Annotated in this window: 23 protein-coding genes and 1 pseudogene; 17 read left to right on the plus strand and 7 right to left on the minus strand. The window is 39.9% G+C overall.

Translation table 11 applies throughout. The features are described from left to right. Nucleotides 1-213: 213 nt before the first annotated feature. From V7K44_RS13360 to V7K44_RS13395, 9 genes and pseudogenes are all read left to right on the plus strand, one after another. A complete protein-coding gene (locus V7K44_RS13360; RefSeq protein WP_334932126.1) occupies nt 214-2,634 on the plus strand; it encodes an ATP-binding protein in 2,421 nt (806 codons plus the stop codon). A 110-nt stretch (nt 2,635-2,744) separates the two neighbouring features. Next, nucleotides 2,745-3,164, plus strand: a pseudogene (locus V7K44_RS33190) (response regulator); the annotation flags it as partial. A 24-nt stretch (nt 3,165-3,188) separates the two neighbouring features. After that, complete coding sequence (locus tag V7K44_RS13365; RefSeq protein WP_442940686.1) at nt 3,189-4,046, plus strand: sensor histidine kinase; 858 nt, start codon at nt 3,189-3,191, stop codon at nt 4,044-4,046. A 192-nt stretch (nt 4,047-4,238) separates the two neighbouring features. Then, a complete protein-coding gene (locus tag V7K44_RS13370; protein ID WP_334932130.1) occupies nt 4,239-4,841 on the plus strand; it encodes a hypothetical protein in 603 nt (200 codons plus the stop codon). Nucleotides 4,842-4,990: 149 nt separating this feature from the next. Next, nucleotides 4,991-5,932 carry a hypothetical protein gene (locus V7K44_RS13375; protein ID WP_334932132.1) on the plus strand — a complete coding sequence of 314 codons (942 nt, stop codon included), beginning with the start codon at nt 4,991-4,993 and terminating at the stop codon, nt 5,930-5,932. 78 nt (nt 5,933-6,010) lie between these two features. Further along, nucleotides 6,011-6,544 carry a hypothetical protein gene (locus V7K44_RS13380; RefSeq protein WP_334932134.1) on the plus strand — a complete coding sequence of 178 codons (534 nt, stop codon included), beginning with the start codon at nt 6,011-6,013 and terminating at the stop codon, nt 6,542-6,544. A gap of 382 nt (nt 6,545-6,926) precedes the next feature. Then, nucleotides 6,927-10,913 carry a magnesium chelatase subunit H gene (locus V7K44_RS13385; protein ID WP_334932136.1) on the plus strand — a complete coding sequence of 1,329 codons (3,987 nt, stop codon included), beginning with the start codon at nt 6,927-6,929 and terminating at the stop codon, nt 10,911-10,913. 50 nt (nt 10,914-10,963) lie between these two features. Beyond that, the gene (locus tag V7K44_RS13390) at nt 10,964-11,260 is read left to right on the plus strand and encodes a HigA family addiction module antitoxin (protein ID WP_334932138.1); all 297 of its coding nucleotides are present in this window, start codon (nt 10,964-10,966) and stop codon (nt 11,258-11,260) included. A gap of 151 nt (nt 11,261-11,411) precedes the next feature. Continuing rightward, nucleotides 11,412-12,368, plus strand: coding sequence for an MrcB family domain-containing protein (locus V7K44_RS13395; RefSeq protein ID WP_334932139.1), 957 nt, complete (start codon nt 11,412-11,414; stop codon nt 12,366-12,368). Here the strand turns inward: V7K44_RS13395 and V7K44_RS13400 are convergent. Next, entirely contained in the window at nt 12,355-12,516 is a 162-nt protein-coding gene (locus tag V7K44_RS13400) for a hypothetical protein (RefSeq protein ID WP_334932140.1), read from the minus strand. The two genes, V7K44_RS13395 and V7K44_RS13400, sit on opposite strands and share 14 nt — an antisense overlap. 356 nt (nt 12,517-12,872) lie before the next feature. Here V7K44_RS13400 and V7K44_RS13405 point away from each other — a divergent pair, with 356 nt between their 5' ends. The 3 genes from V7K44_RS13405 to V7K44_RS13415 all read left to right on the plus strand — a co-directional run bounded on the left by V7K44_RS13405 (nt 12,873) and on the right by V7K44_RS13415 (nt 14,127). Beyond that, nucleotides 12,873-13,133: a type II toxin-antitoxin system HicA family toxin gene (locus tag V7K44_RS13405; protein WP_174711983.1), complete on the plus strand. Its 261-nt coding sequence runs from the start codon at nt 12,873-12,875 to the stop codon at nt 13,131-13,133. Further along, on the plus strand, nt 13,133-13,468 hold the full coding sequence (locus tag V7K44_RS13410; RefSeq protein WP_196524836.1) for a type II toxin-antitoxin system HicB family antitoxin: 336 nt from the start codon (nt 13,133-13,135) through the stop codon (nt 13,466-13,468). The genes V7K44_RS13405 and V7K44_RS13410 overlap by 1 nt, the downstream gene beginning before the upstream one ends. A gap of 83 nt (nt 13,469-13,551) precedes the next feature. After that, the gene (locus V7K44_RS13415; RefSeq protein ID WP_334932142.1) at nt 13,552-14,127 is read left to right on the plus strand and encodes a Uma2 family endonuclease; all 576 of its coding nucleotides are present in this window, start codon (nt 13,552-13,554) and stop codon (nt 14,125-14,127) included. A 114-nt stretch (nt 14,128-14,241) separates the two neighbouring features. Here V7K44_RS13415 and V7K44_RS13420 read toward each other — a convergent pair whose 3' ends face one another. Continuing rightward, complete coding sequence (locus V7K44_RS13420) at nt 14,242-14,418, minus strand: hypothetical protein (protein WP_334932144.1); 177 nt, start codon at nt 14,416-14,418, stop codon at nt 14,242-14,244. A gap of 124 nt (nt 14,419-14,542) precedes the next feature. Between V7K44_RS13420 and rsmH the strand changes: the two genes are divergently transcribed. After that, the gene (rsmH, locus tag V7K44_RS13425) at nt 14,543-15,427 is read left to right on the plus strand and encodes a 16S rRNA (cytosine(1402)-N(4))-methyltransferase RsmH (RefSeq protein ID WP_334932146.1); all 885 of its coding nucleotides are present in this window, start codon (nt 14,543-14,545) and stop codon (nt 15,425-15,427) included. 3 nt (nt 15,428-15,430) lie between these two features. Here rsmH and V7K44_RS13430 read toward each other — a convergent pair whose 3' ends face one another. The 3 genes from V7K44_RS13430 to V7K44_RS13440 all read right to left on the minus strand — a co-directional run bounded on the left by V7K44_RS13430 (nt 15,431) and on the right by V7K44_RS13440 (nt 16,578). Next, nucleotides 15,431-15,655: a DUF6887 family protein gene (locus V7K44_RS13430; RefSeq protein WP_334932148.1), complete on the minus strand. Its 225-nt coding sequence runs from the start codon at nt 15,653-15,655 to the stop codon at nt 15,431-15,433. A 97-nt stretch (nt 15,656-15,752) separates the two neighbouring features. Further along, the gene (locus V7K44_RS13435; RefSeq protein WP_334932150.1) at nt 15,753-16,340 is read right to left on the minus strand and encodes a hypothetical protein; all 588 of its coding nucleotides are present in this window, start codon (nt 16,338-16,340) and stop codon (nt 15,753-15,755) included. Then, nucleotides 16,225-16,578, minus strand: a complete 354-nt coding sequence (locus V7K44_RS13440; RefSeq protein ID WP_334932152.1) for a PadR family transcriptional regulator — start codon at nt 16,576-16,578, stop codon at nt 16,225-16,227. Before V7K44_RS13440 ends, V7K44_RS13435 begins: the two co-directional genes overlap by 116 nt. A gap of 288 nt (nt 16,579-16,866) precedes the next feature. Between V7K44_RS13440 and V7K44_RS13445 the strand changes: the two genes are divergently transcribed. The 4 genes from V7K44_RS13445 (at nt 16,867) to V7K44_RS13460 (ending at nt 20,521) form a co-directional block, all read left to right on the plus strand. Next, nucleotides 16,867-17,520, plus strand: a complete 654-nt coding sequence (locus tag V7K44_RS13445; RefSeq protein ID WP_334932154.1) for a MotA/TolQ/ExbB proton channel family protein — start codon at nt 16,867-16,869, stop codon at nt 17,518-17,520. Nucleotides 17,521-17,666: 146 nt separating this feature from the next. Then, a complete protein-coding gene (locus V7K44_RS13450) occupies nt 17,667-17,873 on the plus strand; it encodes a glycogen debranching protein (RefSeq protein ID WP_334932155.1) in 207 nt (68 codons plus the stop codon). 382 nt (nt 17,874-18,255) lie between these two features. Beyond that, nucleotides 18,256-18,813, plus strand: a complete 558-nt coding sequence (locus V7K44_RS13455; protein ID WP_190240939.1) for a methylmalonic aciduria and homocystinuria type D protein — start codon at nt 18,256-18,258, stop codon at nt 18,811-18,813. Between the two features lie 589 nt (nt 18,814-19,402). Continuing rightward, complete coding sequence (locus V7K44_RS13460; protein ID WP_334932157.1) at nt 19,403-20,521, plus strand: glycosyltransferase family 4 protein; 1,119 nt, start codon at nt 19,403-19,405, stop codon at nt 20,519-20,521. Between the two features lie 70 nt (nt 20,522-20,591). Here the strand turns inward: V7K44_RS13460 and V7K44_RS13465 are convergent, their stop codons facing one another. Together V7K44_RS13465 and V7K44_RS13470 are read right to left on the minus strand one after the other, a co-directional pair. Continuing rightward, nucleotides 20,592-20,864, minus strand: coding sequence for a DUF3143 domain-containing protein (locus V7K44_RS13465; protein WP_094351119.1), 273 nt, complete (start codon nt 20,862-20,864; stop codon nt 20,592-20,594). A 31-nt stretch (nt 20,865-20,895) separates the two neighbouring features. Beyond that, on the minus strand, nt 20,896-21,420 hold the full coding sequence (locus tag V7K44_RS13470; RefSeq protein WP_334932204.1) for a J domain-containing protein: 525 nt from the start codon (nt 21,418-21,420) through the stop codon (nt 20,896-20,898). Nucleotides 21,421-21,829: the final 409 nt, after the last annotated feature.

The raw sequence follows: 21,829 nt of genomic DNA on the forward strand, positions 1-21,829 counted from the left end.
TTTTGAAAGAGCTTATAACCACTTTAATTTACCTAATGATAAACCTATACGTCCTTCCCAATACACGTCTGTAAAGTATGGTTAGCAAAGTTTAGGGTATTGATTATTTTGCTATGGCTAACAATCAAAGCTGCGATCATCAATAATTTTTTGGGCAATCTAAATATAGTCTTTTTTTTGCTTACCAAACCCATTATTTAGAGGGTGAATCCTGTGATAAAAGGCAACTCCAGCCCATCTGATACCAAAATTCATTCCTCGTGCAATTTGCTGATTCGATTTATTCTCGGCGGCACTACTCTTATTGTGAGTATTTCTGCTTATTTTAGCTATCAGGCTGCTCGCAAAATAACGTTAGAAGACTTGAGAGGAAAGGCTTTTTTAGAGGTAAAAAGAGGGGTTGATGAAATTGAGGAGTGGTTGCATGTCCGCAAAGTAGAGGTGCAAACCCTTGCTCAGACTTCAACTGTACGCTCCTTAGACTGGTCTATCACAGAACCCTATTTAAAGTCAGAAGTTAAGCGGATCGATGAATTTTTCTTTTTCCTAATAGCTACCCCGGATGGTTCGTATTTTAATACTAAGGTTGGTCGATCAAATAAAAATATTAAGGATCGAGACTACTTTCAAAAAGCACTAGCCGGAAAAAGCAACATTTCCGATCCCTTTATCAGCCGTTCCACAGGTATTCCTTTAATTGCGATCGCCACTCCAATCTGGTCAAATTCTCCTACCAATCGTTCACCGATTGGGGTTTTCCACGGTCATGTTAAAGTCGATCGCATTGCTAAGGTGGTCAACTCGTTGCGCTACGGCAAGAATAGCTATGCATTCGCTCTCAATTCCCAAGGAGAAGCGATTGTCCATCCCAACTCAACGTTAATGTCAACGTTAGAAAAACCTGCACCTAGCCTGTTGAAAATTCCAGATCGCAATTTAAATGCGATCGCGCAACAGATGGTAAACAAACAACAGGGAATTCAGTTGATGGAAATTGACGGCACTAAAAAGTATGTTGCTTATGTGCCGTTGCGAGAAGCTAATTGGTCTGTAGCTTTGGTAATTCCGCGCCAAAATATTGAATCTCGGCTACAATTCCTCGATGCGATCGCCCTAATTGTGGGCGGATTGACAGTGACGATGATTGCTGTTTTGTGGCAGGTGCAAGCGTTTGAACAAGCTCAACTGAAAAAATCTAAAGCAGCGGCTGATACTGCAAACCGGGCTAAGAGCGAATTTTTAGCCAACATGAGTCATGAACTGCGAACGCCTTTGAATGGTATTTTAGGTTGCGCTCAAATTTTGCTGCGTTCTAAAGCTTTGCCAGAGCCAGAGCAATATCATGTAAACATTATTGAACAGTGTGGCTCTCATCTACTGACTTTAATTAATGACATTTTGGATCTTTCCAAAATTGAAGCGCGAAAACTAGAGTTGCATCCTCAAGATGTGCATTTTCCGTCTTTTTTACAAGGAATTGTAGAAATTTGTCAGATTCGGGCAGAACAAAAAGGCATTTTGCTTGTCTATGAACCCGCCAGCAACTTACCCACAGCGGTTCATGTCGATGTCAAAAGGTTACGTCAGATTCTCTTGAATCTGCTGGGAAATGCCATTAAATTTACCGATGAGGGTAAGGTTAGCTTCAAGGTTGAGGTAATCGAGCGACTTCCTGCTGATGGGCAGACAAAGAAATATCGCATTCACTTTAGTGTAAAAGACACAGGAATTGGCATAACTCCAACCCAATTAGACAACATTTTTTTGCCATTTGAACAAGTAGGTGAGAAAAAGCATCAGATAGAAGGGACAGGACTGGGTTTAGCTATTACTCGGCAGTTGGTGCAGATGATGGGTAGCGATATCCAGGTTAAAAGTGAGATTGGTCAGGGTAGTACTTTCTGGTTTGAAATTGCGATCGCCCAAGCCAGCGAATGGGTACAGTCTACGATGACTGCATCCAAGGGACAAATCATTGGCTTTGAAGGTAGTCCCCGCACCATCCTGATGGTGGACGATCGCTGGGAGAATCGCACAGTAATTACAAACTTATTGCAACCATTGGGTTTCAAAGTGGTTGAAGCCAGTAACGGTAAAGAAGGTTTAGAAAAAGCGATCGTTCTTAAACCAGACCTGGTGATTACAGATTTGCTGATGCCAGAAATGGATGGGTTTGAATTGATTAAACACCTGCCTCATACCTCAGATATCCAAGATGTCAAGATTATCGTCTCTTCCGCTAGTGTCTTTGAAGCCGACCAACATCGCAGTCTGCAAGCAGGAGGTGACACCTTTTTGAGTAAACCGATACAGGCAGATGAATTACTGCATCAATTAGAGTGCCATTTAGGTTTGACATGGATTTACCAGCAGTCTGAGGAACAAAAAATCAATTCTTCGCCTACAACACTTGATAGTTCACCAGATAAGTTGACTCCTCCTTCCTCCGATATATTGCGGGAACTGATGATTTTAGCCAGTAAAGGTAACTTTAATGACATTCTCAAATGGGCAGATAAACTAGAGGAAACAGACACAAAATTTGCTCCCTTTGCTAACCAATTGCGGCAACTAGCAAGGCAGTTTGACGAAGATTTAATCCTTAATTTTTTAACCGAAAAATCAAATGATTAATTTTATTAAATTTATTTATAGGGATTGTAGCGTGTGAATTTTAAATTTGAAGTGTTCTCCTTTAGCGTATTGCAAAAAAGTAACGTGAATCAATATAGGATAGAAATATTATGACAGCAAGGATAGGCGATCAAAAAAATTCCCTAAATCGCGATCCTGCTAGAGGAATTATTTTAGTCGTTGATGATAACCCTGCCAACTTACAAGTTTTATCGAGCTTTTTGGATCAGTCTAGCTTTGAAGTTTGGGCAGATCGTAGTGGTGAAAAAGCCATTCAGAGATTAGAAAATGATAATTTACCTGATTTAATCTTACTTGATATCATGATGCCGGGTATCGATGGGTTTGAAACTTGTAAATACCTCAAAAGTGATAGCAATCCTCGTGTCCAGGATATTCCAATCATTTTTATGACTGCTCTTTCAGATACTGCTGATAAGATTAAAGGATTGCGATTGGGAGCCGTAGATTATATTACTAAACCTTTTCAGTATGAGGAGGTCTTGGTGCGAGTAGAGCATCAACTTAAGCTAAGAAATTTGACGAAAACCTTAATGGCCAAAAACGCCGAATTACAACAGGCTCAAACCCAACTAATCCAAGCAGAAAAGGTAGCAACCTTGGGTCAAATGACAGCAGGAATTGCCCATGAAGTAAATAATCCTATCAATTTTATTGCTGGTAATTTGAATTTTATTGAACAATATTTCCAAGAGGTTGTTAATTTGCTTGAACTATATCAAAAATATCTACCCGATCCACCTATTGAAATTCAAAATGCTATTAAAACAAAAGATATCAGCTATTTGTTAAATGATTTTTCCAAAGTTATTCAATCCATGCAACTGGGTACAGATCGTGTTACAGAGATTGTGTCATCATTGAACAAGTTCTCTCGACACGGAGAAGCAGGGAAGAAACGTGCTAACCTGCATGAGGGGTTAGAAACTACGCTACTCATTCTTGGACATCGACTCAAAGCAAATGCTCATCGTCCAGCAATACAACTAAGTAAAGAATATGGAGAATTGCCTCTTATTGAGTGCTATCCAGGCGAACTAAATCAGGTTTTTATGAATTTGATTGGTAATGCAATAGATGCAATTGAAGAAATACAAAAAGATCAATACTTTGATGAAAGTTTTAGGCATATTGGTATGATTTGGATTAAAACTGAAGCAATTGGAGAGCGATTTATTATCAGAATTGCAGACAATGGCTCAGGAATTACCGAAGCAAACCGGACAAAGATATTCGATGCTTTCTACACTACAAAAGTCATTGGTAAAGGAACAGGGCTAGGTTTATCTATTGCTTACCAAATTGTAGTAAACAATCATCGCGGGAAGCTAAGTTGCCATTCAACACAAGGTGAGGGTACAGAGTTTGTGATTGAATTACCTATCCGATAAATTAGAATCCCAAATCCTAATTGCGATCGCATTTCCCTGAACTCTATCGACTTATGAGTAAAAAGAGCGATCGCGGCCTCTTTGACACAGCATTTGGACAAGGCGATCGCTCTTGTTGATTCCATTCCCAACAAAACACCTATAAACGCGATAGGATCAATACTCGTAGATTAATATTTAATCATATTTATAATGTCTTATAGTGACTTCTCGCTGTCAAAAGTCAAACGCGACTTTAACTTAACTACGCTTGAAAATGGACGGTTCTTACCCGAAATCCAGTCCATAGAACCTAGTTTTTACCTCAAAGAAGCACTAAGCGAAGGACTACCACTAGCAACAGCAACAGGCTCAGAAAAAGCTCGATCAGAGTTAATTATTAGTCCAATACTCGTAGAAGTTCGGAAAATTCTTGAACGCAAAGTCAGCCTTTTTTCTGGTGAAGATTTTACCGTCGTACCGGAGCTAGGCTTAAGTGGAGTATGTGATTTTTTAATTAGCCGTTCACCCGAACAAATATTTATTGAAGCTCCTGCGATCGTGATTATTGAAGCGAAAAAAGGTGATTTAAAATCTGGTTTAGGGCAATGTGCAGCAGAAATGATTGCCGCCCAAAAATTTAATGAAATCAATAGTATACCGATTAAAACAATTTATGGCAGCGTCAGCAGCGGTACGGCTTGGCGATTTTTGAAATTAGAAGAGCAAATATTGAGTATTGATTTGAATGATTATACTGTTCCGCCAGTGGAAATACTATTGGGAATGTTGGTTTGGATGGTGCGGGAAGGTTGAAGAATAATTCAGAATTCAAGTTAGTTAAAATTACTCAAGCGAGCGCACGAAAATCAGTGCGTATTTTTGCGGTTGTCAGTATATTTCAAAATAAGGCATTTTGAAAGCAGTAATTTTTTCAAAAAGCTTTTTAATTTGGATTCTGAATCATGACAAATAATACCCAAGTTACAACAGATGAAATCTATCATGTCTTTGTACCTTATCAAATAGCCAAGCAGGGTGGAACTCAAAAATTTACTTCTAGAACAGGAAAAATATATCAAGTAAATATTCCAGCCAACTGTGCAGAAGGAAGTCAAATCTTTTTAGACAAGACATCTTCTAGCTTTTTGAATAAAATCTCTGATTTGTTTTCACAAAAAACTGTGTTAAATCAAAAGTACAGTGTTATAACCCTGCATACCTTATTTGAGCAGAATGATAATATAGACAAAATGATATTTAAGTTGATTAATAATGCGGATATAAAATTTGAAAGTAAAACTAGATGTAGCAATATCTACACTTCACTTAGTAATGCTGAATATAAAAATGATTTGTCTGCATTAGAACTATTAGATTTTATTGTTGACTCAGCCCAGAGTGATACATCTTTTTGTAGGCGATATAGTCTTGCTAGTCAGAATTTTAGGCTAATAGCAATTGCAGAATGTATTGAGAAGTCTTTACAGATATCTAAACTTAACCAATTTCAGAAAGAATCTATTAGAGGGGTATTTCAATGTATTAGAGCCGGAGAAAGTATATCTAATTTTACTTCTTTGAAACAACTGGACTCAATAGTACAAAACTACTCAATTCCTGAAAATATTAAACAACTATACTTTAATTTTAGTGTTAAATCTAAGGTAATGACTACTGAGTTATTAATCTTAGATGTAATTAATAGTGTTACAGCAAGTATTGATAGGTCAGACTTACTTTCTACTTACACTAAATTAAGAAATGGTGAACAAGTTAACTCTTCAACAGACTTAAAATCACTAGATGCATTAATTCTGGCTTCTAATATACCAGATGATTGTAAGATAATTTACAAGTTTATGCGAGAACCAATCAATTCTCAAAAAGGGAAGTCCACATCATAAAGCTCAATATTAGAAAGACTTCAAACAGTTTACCAATCCTTTAAAAAAGCATCTAATCTTGTTCCAAGTGCTACAACTATGGCTCAGGCTACAGGAATAAAAGCAGGGACAGGGGTAGTTATTAGTTCTTTATCTGGAGGTGCGGCAACTAATGCAACCCTAGCTTTTTTAGGTGGTGGTTCTGTGGCTGCGGGCGGCTTGGGAATGTTGGGAGGACTAGCAGTTGCAACTGGGGGAGCTGCTTTAATTGGTGCTGCTGCTTTAGTATCTGTTGCTTCGCTTACTCAAATGGACTCTGAGGATCAAAAAATTTTGGGAATTGCAGCTGGAGCCGGAGTAGTCACAAGTGCTGCTGCTCTTAGTACAGCCTGGGCTGCTGTTGGTGCTTTTGGTGTGGCTAGTACTGGTAATGCAATTAGCACCCTATCTGGGGCTACTGCTATCAGCGCTTCGATGGCATTCCTTGGAGGTATTGGTCTAATGACTGGAGGAACTGCAACAGTTGCATTTGGCGTAGGTCTTGCAGGTTTTGCTGCTTGGAAATTTCTGAAGGGAGATAAGAACGATCCGAAGAAGATTTTGAAACAGTTAGAAGCTAAACTTTATTCTTAGTTAACAAATTATAGAAATTACGGCGATGTCTACGACTAGTTACGCCTAAGCATTCCGCCAAATAAAATACCAATTTTACAACCCGCACAAGCGGGTTTTGTTTTTTAGATAGGATAATATCTTTAAATGACTATTTAGCGATTAAAAGATATTACGAAATATTTACATTATTGTGAGCTAGTACTTTTATGTAAAGTCAACAATTACAAAGAAATATTTCGTTTTTTATATCGATTTGTGTCATATAAGGGATAAAATGCCTACTGGGCAAGCGTTTTCTGATAAAAAACAGATATTGCCTAAAAGATCACAAGTTACTTGTGGCTGATGATGCCGCGAGGAACTTCCTTCAGAGAACACGCATCAAAGGAGCCGAAGAAGCATGTTCACACACGTCAAGTCCACCATTAGACACATTGCGCCTGATAACTTACGCGGACGTAGTTTAATCAAGGTGGTCTATGTCGTGCTAGAGTCCCAGTACCAGAGCGCATTGTCGCAAGCGGTTCGCACGATTAACGCGAACAATCCCAACTTGGCGATTGAAATTAGCGGGTACTTGATTGAGGAACTCCGCGACCCAGAGAATTACGAGGAGTTTAAACGAGAAGTTGAGAATGCGAATATCTTCATCGCTTCCCTCATATTCATCGAAGACTTAGCACAAAAAGTAGTAGCGGCAGTAGAACCACACCGCGATCGCCTGGACGTTTCCGTTGTCTTTCCCTCCATGCCAGAGGTAATGCGCCTGAGTAAAATGGGCAGCTTTTCTCTGGCACAGTTGGGTCAGTCAAAAAGTGCGATCGCCCAATTCATGCGGAAACGCAAAGAAAAATCCGGTGCAGGATTCCAAGATGGGATGCTGAAGCTATTGCGAACACTGCCGCAAGTGCTGAAGTTTTTACCAATGGATAAGGCACAGGATGCCCGAAATTTCATGCTCAGTTTTCAGTATTGGCTAGGTGGTTCTCCAGAAAATCTGGAAAACTTCTTGCTGATGCTAGCTGATAAATATGTATTTAAAGGTTTAGAGAAACAAAATTTTGCACCTTCTACTTATGAACAGCCGGTGGTTTATCCCGATTTAGGGATTTGGCATCCTTTGGCTCCGAGTATGTTTGAAGATGTCAGAGAGTACCTCAATTGGTATACGGCTCGTAAGGATATTTCTAGCGATCTAAAAGATCCCCTAGCTCCTTGTGTCGGGTTAGTATTGCAACGCACCCACCTAGTTACAGGGGATGATGCCCATTATGTAGCAATGGTGCAGGAGTTGGAAGCACTAGGCGCACGAGTATTACCTGTGTTTGCGGGTGGTTTGGATTTCTCCAAGCCTGTAGATGCCTACTTCTATGAACCAACTACCAATATACAGTTGGTTGATGCAGTGATATCGCTGACTGGTTTTGCTTTGGTGGGGGGGCCAGCCAGACAAGACCATCCCAAAGCAATTGAGTCACTCAAACGCTTAAACCGTCCTTATATGGTGGCGTTACCCTTAGTATTCCAAACCACAGAAGAGTGGATGGATAGCGATTTAGGGTTACATCCAATTCAAGTAGCTTTGCAAATTGCGATTCCTGAATTAGATGGGGCAATTGAGCCGATTATATTATCTGGTAGAGATGGAACTACAGGGAAAGCGATCGCACTGCGCGATCGGGTTGAAGCTGTCGCCGAACGTGCCTTAAAATGGGCTAACCTCCGCCGCAAGCCGAAGCTAGATAAAAAAGTCGCCATCACCGTTTTCAGTTTCCCGCCAGATAAAGGCAACGTGGGAACCGCCGCTTACTTGGATGTATTCGGTTCCATCTACGAGGTAATGAAAGCCCTTAAAAATAACGGCTACGACTTACCACAATTGCCAGAATCAGCCGAAGCGTTGATGCAAGAAGTCATCCACGATGCACAGGCGCAGTACAACAGCCCAGAACTGAACGTTGCTTACAAAATGTCGGTTCCTGAATATGAAGCGCTGACCCCTTACTCTCACCGCCTAGAGGAAAACTGGGGCCCACCTCCCGGACACCTTAACAGTGATGGGCAAAATCTGCTGATTTATGGTAAGCAATTTGGTAATGTCTTCATCGGCGTACAACCTACATTTGGTTACGAAGGCGACCCGATGCGGCTGTTGTTCTCCCGTTCAGCTAGTCCTCACCACGGTTTTGCTGCCTACTACACTTACCTAGAGCAAGTTTGGAAAGCTGACGCTGTACTGCATTTTGGTACACATGGTTCCTTAGAATTCATGCCAGGTAAACAGATGGGGATGTCTGGTGATTGTTATCCAGATAACTTGATTGGCTCAATTCCCAACCTGTATTACTACGCAGCTAATAATCCGAGTGAAGCGACAATTGCCAAACGTCGGAGTTATGCCGAAACCATTTCTTACTTGACACCGCCAGCAGAAAATGCTGGTTTATATAAAGGTTTAAAGGAACTCAGCGAATTAATTGCTTCCTACCAAACCTTAAAAGATAGTGGACGCGGTGTTTCCATTGTTAACAGCATCATGGATAAATGCCGGATCGTGAATCTGGATAAGGATATTAACCTGCCAGAAACCGATGCCAGAGATATGAGTGCCGAAGAGCGCGATAATATTGTTGGTAACGTCTACCGCAAGTTGATGGAAATCGAGTCCCGGTTGTTGCCTTGTGGTTTGCATGTTATTGGTAAACCGCCAAGTGCAGAAGAAGCGATCGCAACTCTCGTCAACATTGCTAGTCTAGATCGTCAAGAAGAAGGACTTCAAGGCTTACCGGGAATTATCGCCAATAGCATTGGGCGTAACATTGACGATATTTACCAAAATAATGACAGAGGCATTTTAGAAGATGTCCAGTTATTGCAAGATATCACCTTGGCAACCCGTGCAGCAGTTACCGCCCTTGTCCAAGAGCAAATCGACGCAGAAGGACGAGTTTCTCTGGTTTCGCGGTTGAATTTCTTCAACATGGGCAAAAAGGAACCTTGGGTTGAAGCATTGCATAAAGCAGGTTATCCCAAAGTTGACACCGCAGCCTTAAAACCCTTACTTGAGTATTTGGAATTCTGTCTGCAACAAGTTTGTGCCGACAACGAACTAGGAGCATTACTCAGAGGCTTAGAAGGTGAATACATCCTACCTGGCCCAGGTGGGGATCCCATCCGCAACCCGGATGTATTGCCCACTGGTAAGAATATCCATGCTTTAGATCCGCAATCCATCCCCACAACAGCAGCAGTTCAATCAGCCAAAATCGTTGTAGATCGGCTTTTGTTACGTAACAAGGCTGAAAATGATGGTAAATGGCCAGAAACCATTGCCTGCGTCCTTTGGGGAACCGATAACATAAAAACTTACGGTGAATCCCTAGCGCAAATTATGTGGATGGTGGGCGTGCGTCCAGTTCCCGATGCTTTGGGACGGGTGAACAAGTTGGAATTGATATCTTTAGAAGAGTTGGGACGCCCCAGAATTGATGTGGTAATCAACTGTTCTGGTGTATTCCGCGACTTGTTCATCAACCAAATGAACCTGCTAGATCAAGGCGTGAAGATGGCAGCCGAGGCAGATGAACCCTTAGAAATGAACTTTGTTCGCAAACACGCTTTGCAACAAGCCCAAGATATGGGAATTAATCTGCGTCAAGCAGCAACGCGCGTTTTCTCCAACGCCTCTGGTTCCTACTCGTCAAATATCAACTTGGCGGTAGAAAACAGCACTTGGGATAGCGAAGCCGAGTTGCAGGAAATGTATCTCAACCGGAAATCCTTCTCTTTCAATTCCGATAACCCCGGAATTATGGACGAATCGCGGCAGATTTTTGAAAGCACATTAAAAACTGCTGATGCAACTTTCCAAAATCTCGATTCTTCCGAGATTAGCTTAACGGACGTTTCTCATTACTTTGATTCAGATCCTACTAAGTTAGTTGCAAGTCTGCGCGGTGATGGTAAAAAACCAGCATCTTATATTGCAGATACAACTACAGCTAACGCCCAAGTGCGGACATTATCAGAAACCGTGCGTTTGGATGCACGTACCAAATTGTTAAATCCCAAATGGTACGAGGGGATGCTGTCTCACGGTTACGAAGGTGTGCGCGAACTCTCCAAGCGGTTGGTGAATACAACAGGTTGGAGTGCAACAGCCGGCGCTGTGGATAACTGGATTTATGAGGATACTAACGAAACCTTCATCAAAGATGAAGAAATGCAGAAACGGTTGCTAAACCTTAATCCTCATTCTTTCCGCAAGATTGTATCAACTTTGTTGGAAGTGAATGGACGCGGTTATTGGGAGACTAGCGAGGATAATTTAGATCGTCTACGCGAGTTGTACCAAGAAGTTGAAGACCGGATTGAAGGGATAGACTAGGATTACATGGGCAGGCATAAAGCCTGCCTTAAAATGAGATAAGGTTAATTATGGATAATTGGCAAGATATTACTGATGATAGATTAGTAAGACCAATACATCCTGGCGAAGTAATTGCAGATATTTTAGATGATTTAGATATTAATACCGCAAATTTTGCAGATATTTTAGGAGTATCTAATCAAACAATTCAGGAAATTATTAATGGTCAAAGAGCAATTACAGTAGATATAGCAATACATCTTGGCAAAGCTTTAGAAAATGGCCCAAGACTTTGGCTTAATCTTCAGCAAAAAGTTGATATTTGGGATGCTTGCAAAGCTAAAAAGAAGAATATGAACAAGTAATGACATTGGTTTACAAGAAATTATGACGAATCTTAGATCGCCTATGTGATTTGCAGCAACAGATTAAAGACCGAATTGAAGGAATAGAATAGTGCTTATAGGGCAGGCAAAATGCCTATCTTAACATTTTAATCTAATTGTATAAATATAAATGCTCAAACAAACTATTGAAAAATTATTATACGAATATCCAATAGTAAACCAAGAAAAATTCAAAAACCATAATTTTCCAAGATATTTAAAGAATGATGTTCCAAAGTTGTTAGATAATTCTCTAAATCTTCCTGAAATATATAGTATACAAGCTTCAGCAGGAAATGGCTCATGGGCAAATATCCCTTGGATAGCTATTTTTAATAAGCTGGTTACAGAAAGTGTGAGATTTGGATTTTTCCTTGTATATTTGTTTCAGGCAGATTGTTCTGGTGTTTATCTATCTTTGAATCAAGGTACAGCATCTTTAAAAAAAAATTATGGACTTGGAGGTGCAAAAGATATATTACGAGAAAGAGCAAAAACTTTTAGGAAAATTATATCGACCGATATAATTATTAAGTATTCTGAAAATATTGATCTTAAACTTGAAGCAATTCCTAAAGAAACTACTGCTCGAAGATTAGGTCAGGCATACCATGCCGGTAATATATTAGCTGCTTATTATCCAAAAACACGTTTGCCAGACTCAGATAAACTAGTCAATGATTTATTATTTTTTATCAAAATTTATGAAGAACTGATCGAAAAGCAACCTTTAGATACTCAGGATAATGAATTAGATTCTGAAGAAGTTTGGTTTGAAGATTTAACAAAGTATAAAATTCATAAAAGAGTAGAAAGAAATCAAGCTTTGTGTAATAAAGCTAAAGAAATACATGGGTATATATGCAAAGCTTGCGGTTTTGATTTTGAGATGAAATATGGCAATATAGGCAAGAATTATATAGAAGCTCATCATCTAGTACCGATTGCAACTCTAGAAAAAACGAAAGTTCAGCTAGACCCTTCAACTGACTTTACTGTTTTATGTTCCAATTGTCACCGTATAATACACAAAATAAAACCTATACCAACACTAGAAGAGTTTAAAAATATAATCACAACTGATTAGTCAAGGCGAAAATTGAATTAGATTGTCCAACTCCTGAACTGAAACAGCGTTTAATATCTGCCTGATTGATAATACTAAGTATGATCGCACACTCTTCCACAACAGCGATCGCTTTGTTTTTGAGGTTTAGTGCAAGGCGATCACACATTCTTCCACAATAGGCGATCGCTTTGTTTTTGAGGTTTTCTGCAAAGCGATCGCACTCACTCTTTCACAACAGGCGATCGCTTTGTTTTTGAAGTTTTCTGCAAAGCGATCGCACTCACTCTTTCACAACAGGCGATCGCTTTATTTTTGAGGTTTTCTGCAAGGCGTAGGCGTAGCCCGTCGTAGACATAGCTTACTCTTCCACAACAGGCGATCGCACTTTAGGAAATTTTGAAGGTGTAGTGTACCCCAGCTACGCCTACGCTTCTATATTTTCAACGATATCATAATATGATATCATTATATCTGTGGCTATATTCAAGTTAACTGTAAGATGACTGAAATTGTATTGATTAAATGGATCTCAATAACAAACAACGTCAGATTTTAGAGTTAATTTTTACGAATCCTGTACCATCTAATATTCTTTGGAAAGATATTGAAAGTTTATTTATAGCTCTCGGTGCTGATATTACTCAAGGTAGAGGTTCGCGGGTTCGTGTGAAATTAAATGATGTGAAAGCTGTTTTTCACGAACCGCATCCTCAAAATGAGACAGATAAAGGAGCAGTCAAATCTGTTAGAGAATTTTTAATTAAGGCGGGAATTGAAATATGATGACTTATAAAGGATACACAGCTAGTATAGAAGTAGATGTAGAAGCGGGAATACTTTTTGGTCAAGTCCTAGATATTAATGACGTGATTACCTTTAAGGCAAAAACTGTAGAGGAAGCGCGTCAAGAATTTCAAATTTCTGTTGATGATTATCTTGCTTTCTGTGAAGAACTAGGAGAGGAGCCTGATAAACCATTCTCTGGTAAACTTCCATTCCGCACAACTCCAGAACACCACCGCAAAATATTTATTGCTGCTAAAAAGGCTGGCAAAAGCATAAATGCTTGGATGGATGAAATCTTAACTGGTGCTGCGGATAAAGTAATCAATACTTAAAGTCAATCATTCTAAATATTTTTTTCGCTAAAGTGCATTCGCCTTTGGTATTTTCATGGGAATATTCAAGTTTAAATTTTTCTATGGATGCGTTAACTATCAACTTTGCTCCTGTTCTTCAAATAACAGATGACCAATTTTTCCATTTATGCCAGATAAATGAATTAATCAGATTTGAGCGTAATGCTGATGGCACATTGCTACTAATGCCTTTAGTCGGAGGTTTAACCAGCAACCGCAATGCTAATTTAACTGCTCAACTTGGAGTGTGGAATCGTGATGAGTCACTAGGTATAGCTTTTGGTTCTTCGGTTGGGTTTATTTTACCAAATGGGGCAGTGCGATCGCCTGACGCATCTTGGTTAAAACGTGACAGATGGGATTCTCTCACACAGGAGCAAAAAGAGGGATTTCCGCCTGTATGTCCTGATTTTGTCGTGGAATTGCGTTCTGATACTGATTGTTTAATAAGGCTACAAAATAAAATGCAAGAGTACCGAGACAACGGTGCTAGATTAGGTTGGTTAATTGATTTAAAAACTCGGCAAGTAGAAATTTATCGCTTTGGTAGAGATGTTGAAGTGCTGCAATCTCCTGCTAGTTTATCAGGAGAAGATGTGCTACCGCAATTTGTGCTTAATCTTAAAGATATCTGGTGAATTGATTAAAATACAAAGTGTGATCGCAACATACACAACAGGCGATCGCTTTGTTTTTGAGGTTTTCTGAAAGGCGATACTTACGGTGAGCTACACTAACGCACTCACTCTTCCCTAAAGGGCGATCGCTTGATTTTTGAGGCTTTCTGTAAGGCGATACCTACGGTGAGCTACACTAACGCACTCACTCTTGGACAACAGGCGATCGCTTGATTTTGAGGTTTTCTGCAAGGCGATCGCAGTTGCTACTTCTACCGGGAGTGATGCAGTTTGTAGATGCTGAGTTATCATTGTCTATTCTTACACTTGTACACTTAGCCGTATTTTCTCGTAATTTCTTTCAACAATCAAATAGGATTCCTATAGAAAAGAATACATAATTAAAGTTCATCTGTGGTTTTTTGCCCTAAGTCTCATGAATCGTCAGCTAGCTATTGAAGAACCGATATTTTCCCATCTACCAGTATTACCGCAGGAAGTAATTGCAGGTTTAGCGGTATCTCCAGGAGGTCATTATCTTGATACGACGGTAGGCGGTGGTGGTCATAGTCGCCTAATTTTAGAAGCTTCTGGAGATGTGCGGGTAACGGCAATTGACCAAGATGAGGATGCTTTAGCAGCAGCGAGGAAAGAATTAGCTGAGTTTGGCGATCGCATACAATTTATCCATAGCAATTTTGCTGACTACGAGTTTCCCCCCAACACTTTCGATGGTATTTTAGCCGATTTGGGGGTGAGTTCTTACCATTTAGATAAAGCAGAAAGGGGTTTCAGCTTTCGCCAAGCTGCGAATTTGGATATGCGAATGGATCGGGGGCGATCGCTAACTGCTGCTGATGTAATTAATAATTGGGATGAAGCGGAATTAGCAGATATTTTCTTTAAGTACGGTGAGGAAAGATTATCGCGGCGCATTGCTCGTCGCATTGTCGAACGCCGTCCGTTACACACGACTACAGAATTAGCTGATGCGATCGCTTCTTCTGTTCCCCCGAAATACCGTTATGGGAGAATCCACCCCGCTACCCGTGTATTTCAAGCTCTGCGAATTGTCGTCAACGATGAGTTAAAATCCTTAGAAACCTTTTTGGATAAAGCCCCAAATGCCCTTGTCCCTGGCGGCAGAATTGCAATTATCAGTTTTCACAGTTTGGAAGATCGCCCGGTGAAGCATGGTTTAAGAAATTCACCTTTGTTAAAGGTCTTGACAAAAAAGCCGATTATTGCTCAAGAAGAGGAAATTGGGAAAAATCCGCGATCGCGATCGGCCAAACTGAGGATAGCTGAAAAGTTGCTGTAAGCCTTAAACTGTTCCATCTCGTGGCTCAGAACTGCTGCGAATACGCTCAATGAACTTAGGATAATTTTCTAAATCCTGTTCTGACTGTAACGGCGGCATTTCAATCCAATTACCTTCGAGATGCAGCTTATCCACATAAGCGTAGAAGGCTTCTCGATCTTCTCGGTGAGCAAGAACATAATCATGTAGCTCTTTCTGACTCATTACATGAAAATTAGGCTTGCTCATCCTATGTATCTCCATTTACCGTTAGGGTATATCTCTATCAAAGAGAAATGGCGTATTGTTAAATTACTCTACGCCATGCTTCAGAATGCATTTTTCTTTACTCGCTCTTGACTTTCCCAAGTGAGAATAAATCTGATAGCCTGATTTTTAAAGCAGAAATTACCAGGATGACAGTTTTCAAAACATTATTAAGATTAACCTGCCAACGAGGATAGTTTTTGTGCAGCATCTCCCTATTCACTTCGTACAAATCCCCTAGCCATTCTTCACGTCGTTCTGGGGGGAAGAGGTAAGCAATTGGGGAAGCTATCCACCTACTAGCCCAAGTTTCAGCAGGATCAGATTTTTTATACTTGCGTAATCTCTTCTTTAATTTAGAGAGCTTCTCTAAATTTTCTACTGAGTCTTCTAAATCGTTCACCACTTTCTGAACTATCAACTCTTCCACAACTTTGATAACTTCCTCTGATTTTAAATATGTTATGGCTTCCAGGTGTTGTGTCTTGAGTTGAATTTCTTTTATAGTAAATTCCCAATCGTTATCTTCAATTTCTGTGCCTGCTGTTCCGCTAAGTGGGCTGCCAAGTAAGTAGGTTAGAGCGGAAAGACTGGACGGCTTCGAGAGTCGCAACGCCGCTACCTGTAAGTTTGTAATAGCGCCGTCTTGCTCCACCTCGTTCTTCACGCCCTTCATCTCCCCAACGGGATTCGACAAGCCCTTTCTTTTCCAGAGAATGGAGAACAGGGTAAAGGGTGCCAATCCCCATCTTAGTATTACCGCCACTAGCCTCTTCCATAGCCTGCGGAATTTGGAGACCATAGAGTTCTTTGTTGTAGAGTGCGAGCAATACGATTTCTTCTCGTGGTGAAACTTGGGCATTGGTTGAGCCTTTATTGAGTATTTCGCTTTGATGTGGTGTCATAATGTGCAACTATTTTTCTCTAAGTATAGTTAGATATTTCTCGTTGTTACGACCCCTGTAATGGGGCAACAAGCCTACTCGCTGTTACGGCTCCTGTAACGAAGCAGCGAGACTTTTATCTTAAATGCAGTATATCTTATAAATTTGATAGTTGCTGTAAAACATTTATGCAGCTTGGGCAAGCCGTACTTGCTGCTAACACTTTAAAACTTGCAGAGCAATTGATATCAACTTTGCTCAAGCAACGATCTGTTAACCTAGCGTTGTTGAAGAGTTAAAAAATAATAAATGGAAATTAGTAATCTGTTTACAGCAGGTGGTGTGGTCATGTGGCCTCTGCTGGCCTTCTCTTTGTTAGGGGTAGCGCTAATTATCGAACGTATCATCTTTTGGGTAAAGATAAATAATCGGCAAAACAAGGTGGTGCGAGAAGTGCTACACCTTTATCGCCTTGATAATGTAGTTAGTGCTTTAGATAAATTGCATAAAAATACTGATTTACCCCTGGCTCGAATTTTTTTAGCAGCTTTAGAATTGGAGGAGCCGACACCAGAGGAATTTCGTTTGGCATTAGAAAGTGAAGCACAAGCCGAAATCCCCTTGCTCAAGCGCTCTCAAAATATTTTTGAGACAATTATTGGTCTTGCGCCCCTATTAGGACTTCTCGGCACTGTATTAGGATTAATTAACTCCTTTGCTTCTCTAAATATCGGAGATGTGGGAGGTAGTAAAACAACAGGTGTAACAGCTGGAATTAGTGAAGCTTTAGTATCTACAGCATCAGGGTTGGTAGTGGCAATCTTTACACTATTATTTGCCAATACCTTTCGGGGACTCTACCAGCGGCAGATTGCCTGGATTCAAGAATATGGCGGACAGTTAGAATTACTCTACCGCCGTCGCTACGAAAGAGGAGATAAATCATATCTGCCGAATAAATGAAGCGGAACTGGGTAATTGTAAATTAGTAATCGGTAATTGGGATTAGTTCATTATTTGTTACCAATTTTGCTCTAACACTTTTGACTCTAATAGTATTCTAAAATGACGAATAGCTTTGTTCGCTACAGTTATTGAGGAAATATTCCATGACTATTTGGGTAAATGAGCAAATCGATCCGTCTGGGATGATTCATGCCTGTATTGCCACTCGTAATGAATCTCAAGCTAAAGATTGTCATGATTCATTTCAAAATAATTTGACCAAGACGCAAAAGGCCGCAGGTTGGGTAGCGCGATTACGGACAGTCGATTCTTGGGATGAAGTGCCGGTGAATTCTTTAAAACTCAATTAATTGGGTGCTATAGAAATTAGCCTACATAGCTGAAATATCTTCTGGCAGACATAATTACTTTTGTTATTTTCTGCTTACTCCAACCTGCGTTGCTTTTTTGGGATTTTGAACGAACATATTTCATCTGCGTAGGCGTAGCCCGCCCTAGGCATCGCCTGTCTACTATACGCTGTATCTATGCCAATACCCAGAGCGATCGCAGCAAATTCTATGAGAACAGGTTAATAAAGGATAAAATTCGGATTAAATTTCTCAAATTATTATTAACTGCTTCCCAAAAAAGTAACATATTATAGAAAAATGATGATTTTTCTTAACTTTTAAGAGGTATCATCTATACCGTAGATTAAATTAAAAAATTTGTATAAGCCGAATCAATTTAGTGAACTATCCCAAAGTTTACACTTCGGAGCAAGCCTGTCCCATTAATTTAGTTGGCGAAACAGGACAAGCGGTTCAAATTTCAATTCATGCTCCCAGTCAATATATCTGTGCCAACTGCGAACGGATATTACCAGATTGGAAACGGCAGCCATTTTTACGAGTAGTGATTGTATTACAACAATCGCGTTATCAATTAGTTGAAAAGACAGCAGAAGTAGAGTCAGAAAAAGAACGCTTACGAGAAAAGTTTATGAGATTTGGCTGTGATTTAGCATTTAATTTGCGCGATCGCGGCTATTTAACTGACCTGATTGACCCTCGTACAGGCTATCCTTTACTCTCCCATCCCGGAGCAATTCCTCACGACGACACAGCAGTTGTCAAGGCTTTGCTAAACTATCCGGTGATTAAAAATCAATGCCGTGTGTTAGTTCATCCCGATTGGGGTGCAGCAGTTTATCCTAGTATTTTGATATCAGAAGCTCCCCCAATTGTGATTGAATGGGTTACAAAAGGCATAGCATCCATGCATGGGTGGAAAGAAATTAATTATTAGTCATTAGTCATTGGGTATGTAAAAACGTATATCAGCACTTGTTTCTCCAAACAAATTCTTCCAAGAAGCTAGGATAGTCGAAGCGATAGTGCAGCTTGTTACTTCTCTCTCATAAGTAGACGCTACAAAGTAAAGTTGGGGATAATAACTTTTGGTTCCTGTTTGGGTAACATCTCAGGCTGATCGGCAGGTATTTTAAATTGATGATAATTTTACCCACTACTGTCAGACTAAACTTTTAGCCCGTAGCGAAGAAAATGGTACTTTAGCAGCATCTGCGGGAATTATATAACTATCGGCAAAAATCCTGTTCCCAACTTTTTGCATATAAGTAGATGGGTGGGGAAATTTATAACTATGTCCGTAGCGATCGCAAAGCGTGTCTCGTTAAGACTCAGCAAAGTGTTCGCGTAGCGTCTCCTAGAGAAGCAATCGCAGTGGTTTCAAGCTTTTTATACCTCGTTGGATATTTAGATTTATTTGTGCTTACCTAGCTTAGACACCAAGTTGATTCTGAGCAAAGTGAAATACTTGTTTCATAGTTATGCTCAATCCCAATTTCCATAACAAAATTTCTCCTACCTGATGTATGAAAATATTAATTCAACACCGTCATTATGACAATGAAATTAGTGGAGTTTTAACTTATATTTATTCTATTATTCCTGAGTTGGAAGCTAGATTAATTGAAGTTAAAACTATTTCGACCAGACAAGATAATATCGCTAAATGGTTTAGTTATATTGTTTGGGCAGATATAATACACATGAATTCAAATGATTTATTGTTTACTTTGCTATGTAAAGCCTTGCAAAAAAAGATAATTATTAAATACCATTACTCCCTTTATCAATCTACTCATACTAGTTATGAGCAGATGAAGTTAACGCAACGTTTAAAAGCTGAATTTAAACACACATTGCCAAAAGCTAATTATCCATTAAAGTGGAAATTACACACTTTTATCAAATGGGCACGCCTAAGCACCCGCCTTTCTACTGCCTTCTTAGCCGATTATCATACGGCTTGTAGTAACTTTTTAGGAGAATCTTCTGCTTTTCCTTGGCCAGTTGATACTTTATATAATCCGATTGAAATAAAATCGGAAAACCAGCTCAAAACTTTAGAAAATTTATCGCAGCCATATAATTTTATTTTTGTCGGTAGATTAGCTACAGACAAAGGTGTAGATATTTTATTAAAAGCAGCGCGAATTTTACAAGATGAAAATAAAGAATTTAAAATTACTATTATTGGCGATGGCGAACAATCTCAGGAATTAATACAGCTAACGTCTGATTTAGGAATTGCCAACAAAGTTAATTTTTTAGGTAAAGTTCCTCAAAAAGAAGTACTTCTAAAAGTTCAAGATGCTTTGGCTTTAATTGCTCCATCCCGTTGGCAAGATCCAGCACCTTACGTAGTGCAAGAAGCCTCTAGCGTTCAAACCTGCTCGATTGTCTCAAAAATGGGAGGATTGTCTGAAGTAGGAGGGCCGCACAGCCTATTTTTTGAAAATGAAGATGCAGAAGAATTAGCTAAATGTATGCAATCCTGCTTAGATAATCCAGATGAAGCAATTAACCGAGGTTTTCAGTCCAGCCAATACGTTGCGGAAAAGTTTTCGGCTGCGCGTGCTGTTAATAGACTACTGGAAATTTGTAGCGAACTTACTCCTAAAGCATTGGTAACAAAATCTGATACATAATTCCCATTACAGGGTTGCTGCCCTGTAACAGGCTCATTGGAAGCTGTACCAATAGTATATAAGCACTTCCTTATGGCCCAGAAAACACAGCTTGTTCTACATCATCCCGACTAAGAGAATACTTGAATGAGCGTTGGATATCTTGTCCATTTTCTCCAGATTGAACATATCGCACTACAATTTGCTCAACATCGAGCCATAATTCAGCTTGCCAATTAGGTCGCTGTACACGCCAGCAATGCCTTTGTGTTTCGTCTTGTTGACAGCCTTGGTCTTTTAGCCACTGCTCAATTTGTGGCAGGGGATGATTATATAGGGGAGTATCAGAGGGAAGAAGAGCCATAGGAATTTTAGATTTTGGATTAGGGAATTGTTTAATTTTTAATTATCGGATGGGTAATTAGTTGCGACATATAGGTAATCTGCTGTTGTACAGATGTATTTGGTTGCAACAAATGGGAATGGAAAGCAGCCTCGCCACGAGTTAAGCCAATGGCAACTGCTAATAACAAACAACCTACAAATGTTAACACCAGCATAAATAAAGCAAAGATTTCGCCAGATGATAAGGGGCGATCGCTCGCATCGAGGTAAGCTGATTTTGACCAGTCATGAGAATGCGAGACGGGATGATTCAAATCAGGGGGTGGTTGAATCACTCCAAAGCGGGAATAGCCAATTTTCAAATCGTAGCTTAACCGGCGTTCTGGATGGCTAAGGGTGGCGTAAGCTTCGTTGATTTGCTGAAATTTGGGAGTAGCGATCGCAGTCGGCAAGTCTGTAGTATCAGGATGATAAATTTTGCTCAGTTGCCGATAAGCGCGACGAATGTCAATTACCGATGCCCAGGGATGCAGTCCTAGCAGGGAGTAATAAGTTGGTTCGCTGCTTTGTGGCATTGCCCCGTTTTGATTCACATCTGTTTGAGTCACTTTGCTCAAAGATATTTTTTATATTTTAAATCCTTTGTGAATTTGAGAAGACACAGCAGGTCTAGCATTTGATAAGATATCTTAATAAAGCATTTAATTTAGATGCGATACAGATCAAAATTAATCTCGAAAATATTCAAACTTTTACCGACTTTAAGCACAATGCCAAAGATTAGACCTCTTGCACAAATGCAAAACTAGCCCTCATCCCCCAACCCCTTCTCCCAAAATTGGGAGAAGGGGAGATAATTTCAAAGTCCCTCTCCCAAGCTTGGGAGAGGGATTTAGGGTGAGGGCTTTTGATTTATGCAAGAAGTCTGTTCTAAGTCCTCAAAATCAGGTCTTCTCACAAGAGTCCATTGATCGCTTATAGATC

It is taken from the genome of Nostoc sp. (genome assembly GCF_036917235.1).
Taxonomy (GTDB): domain Bacteria; phylum Cyanobacteriota; class Cyanobacteriia; order Cyanobacteriales; family Nostocaceae; genus Nostoc.

Coding starts and splice junctions, on each gene's coding strand:
- V7K44_RS13400 (WP_334932140.1), bottom strand. CDS start 12,516: ATGTGTGATCGCCTTGCACTAAACCTCAAAAACAAAGCGATCGCTGTT.
- V7K44_RS13395 (WP_334932139.1), top strand. CDS start 11,412: ATGCTCAAACAAACTATTGAAAAATTATTATACGAATATCCAATAGTA.
- V7K44_RS13465 (WP_094351119.1), bottom strand. CDS start 20,864: ATGGCTCTTCTTCCCTCTGATACTCCCCTATATAATCATCCCCTGCCA.
- V7K44_RS13365 (WP_442940686.1), top strand. CDS start 3,189: ATGGCCAAAAACGCCGAATTACAACAGGCTCAAACCCAACTAATCCAA.
- V7K44_RS13415 (WP_334932142.1), top strand. CDS start 13,552: ATGGATGCGTTAACTATCAACTTTGCTCCTGTTCTTCAAATAACAGAT.
- rsmH (WP_334932146.1), top strand. CDS start 14,543: ATGAATCGTCAGCTAGCTATTGAAGAACCGATATTTTCCCATCTACCA.
- V7K44_RS13460 (WP_334932157.1), top strand. CDS start 19,403: ATGAAAATATTAATTCAACACCGTCATTATGACAATGAAATTAGTGGA.
- V7K44_RS13470 (WP_334932204.1), bottom strand. CDS start 21,420: ATGCCACAAAGCAGCGAACCAACTTATTACTCCCTGCTAGGACTGCAT.
- V7K44_RS13450 (WP_334932155.1), top strand. CDS start 17,667: ATGACTATTTGGGTAAATGAGCAAATCGATCCGTCTGGGATGATTCAT.
- V7K44_RS13380 (WP_334932134.1), top strand. CDS start 6,011: ATGGCTCAGGCTACAGGAATAAAAGCAGGGACAGGGGTAGTTATTAGT.
- V7K44_RS13410 (WP_196524836.1), top strand. CDS start 13,133: ATGACTTATAAAGGATACACAGCTAGTATAGAAGTAGATGTAGAAGCG.
- V7K44_RS13420 (WP_334932144.1), bottom strand. CDS start 14,418: ATGATAACTCAGCATCTACAAACTGCATCACTCCCGGTAGAAGTAGCA.
- V7K44_RS13405 (WP_174711983.1), top strand. CDS start 12,873: ATGGATCTCAATAACAAACAACGTCAGATTTTAGAGTTAATTTTTACG.
- V7K44_RS13445 (WP_334932154.1), top strand. CDS start 16,867: ATGGAAATTAGTAATCTGTTTACAGCAGGTGGTGTGGTCATGTGGCCT.
- V7K44_RS13430 (WP_334932148.1), bottom strand. CDS start 15,655: ATGAGCAAGCCTAATTTTCATGTAATGAGTCAGAAAGAGCTACATGAT.
- V7K44_RS13390 (WP_334932138.1), top strand. CDS start 10,964: ATGGATAATTGGCAAGATATTACTGATGATAGATTAGTAAGACCAATA.
- V7K44_RS13375 (WP_334932132.1), top strand. CDS start 4,991: ATGACAAATAATACCCAAGTTACAACAGATGAAATCTATCATGTCTTT.
- V7K44_RS13385 (WP_334932136.1), top strand. CDS start 6,927: ATGTTCACACACGTCAAGTCCACCATTAGACACATTGCGCCTGATAAC.
- V7K44_RS13370 (WP_334932130.1), top strand. CDS start 4,239: ATGTCTTATAGTGACTTCTCGCTGTCAAAAGTCAAACGCGACTTTAAC.
- V7K44_RS13440 (WP_334932152.1), bottom strand. CDS start 16,578: ATGACACCACATCAAAGCGAAATACTCAATAAAGGCTCAACCAATGCC.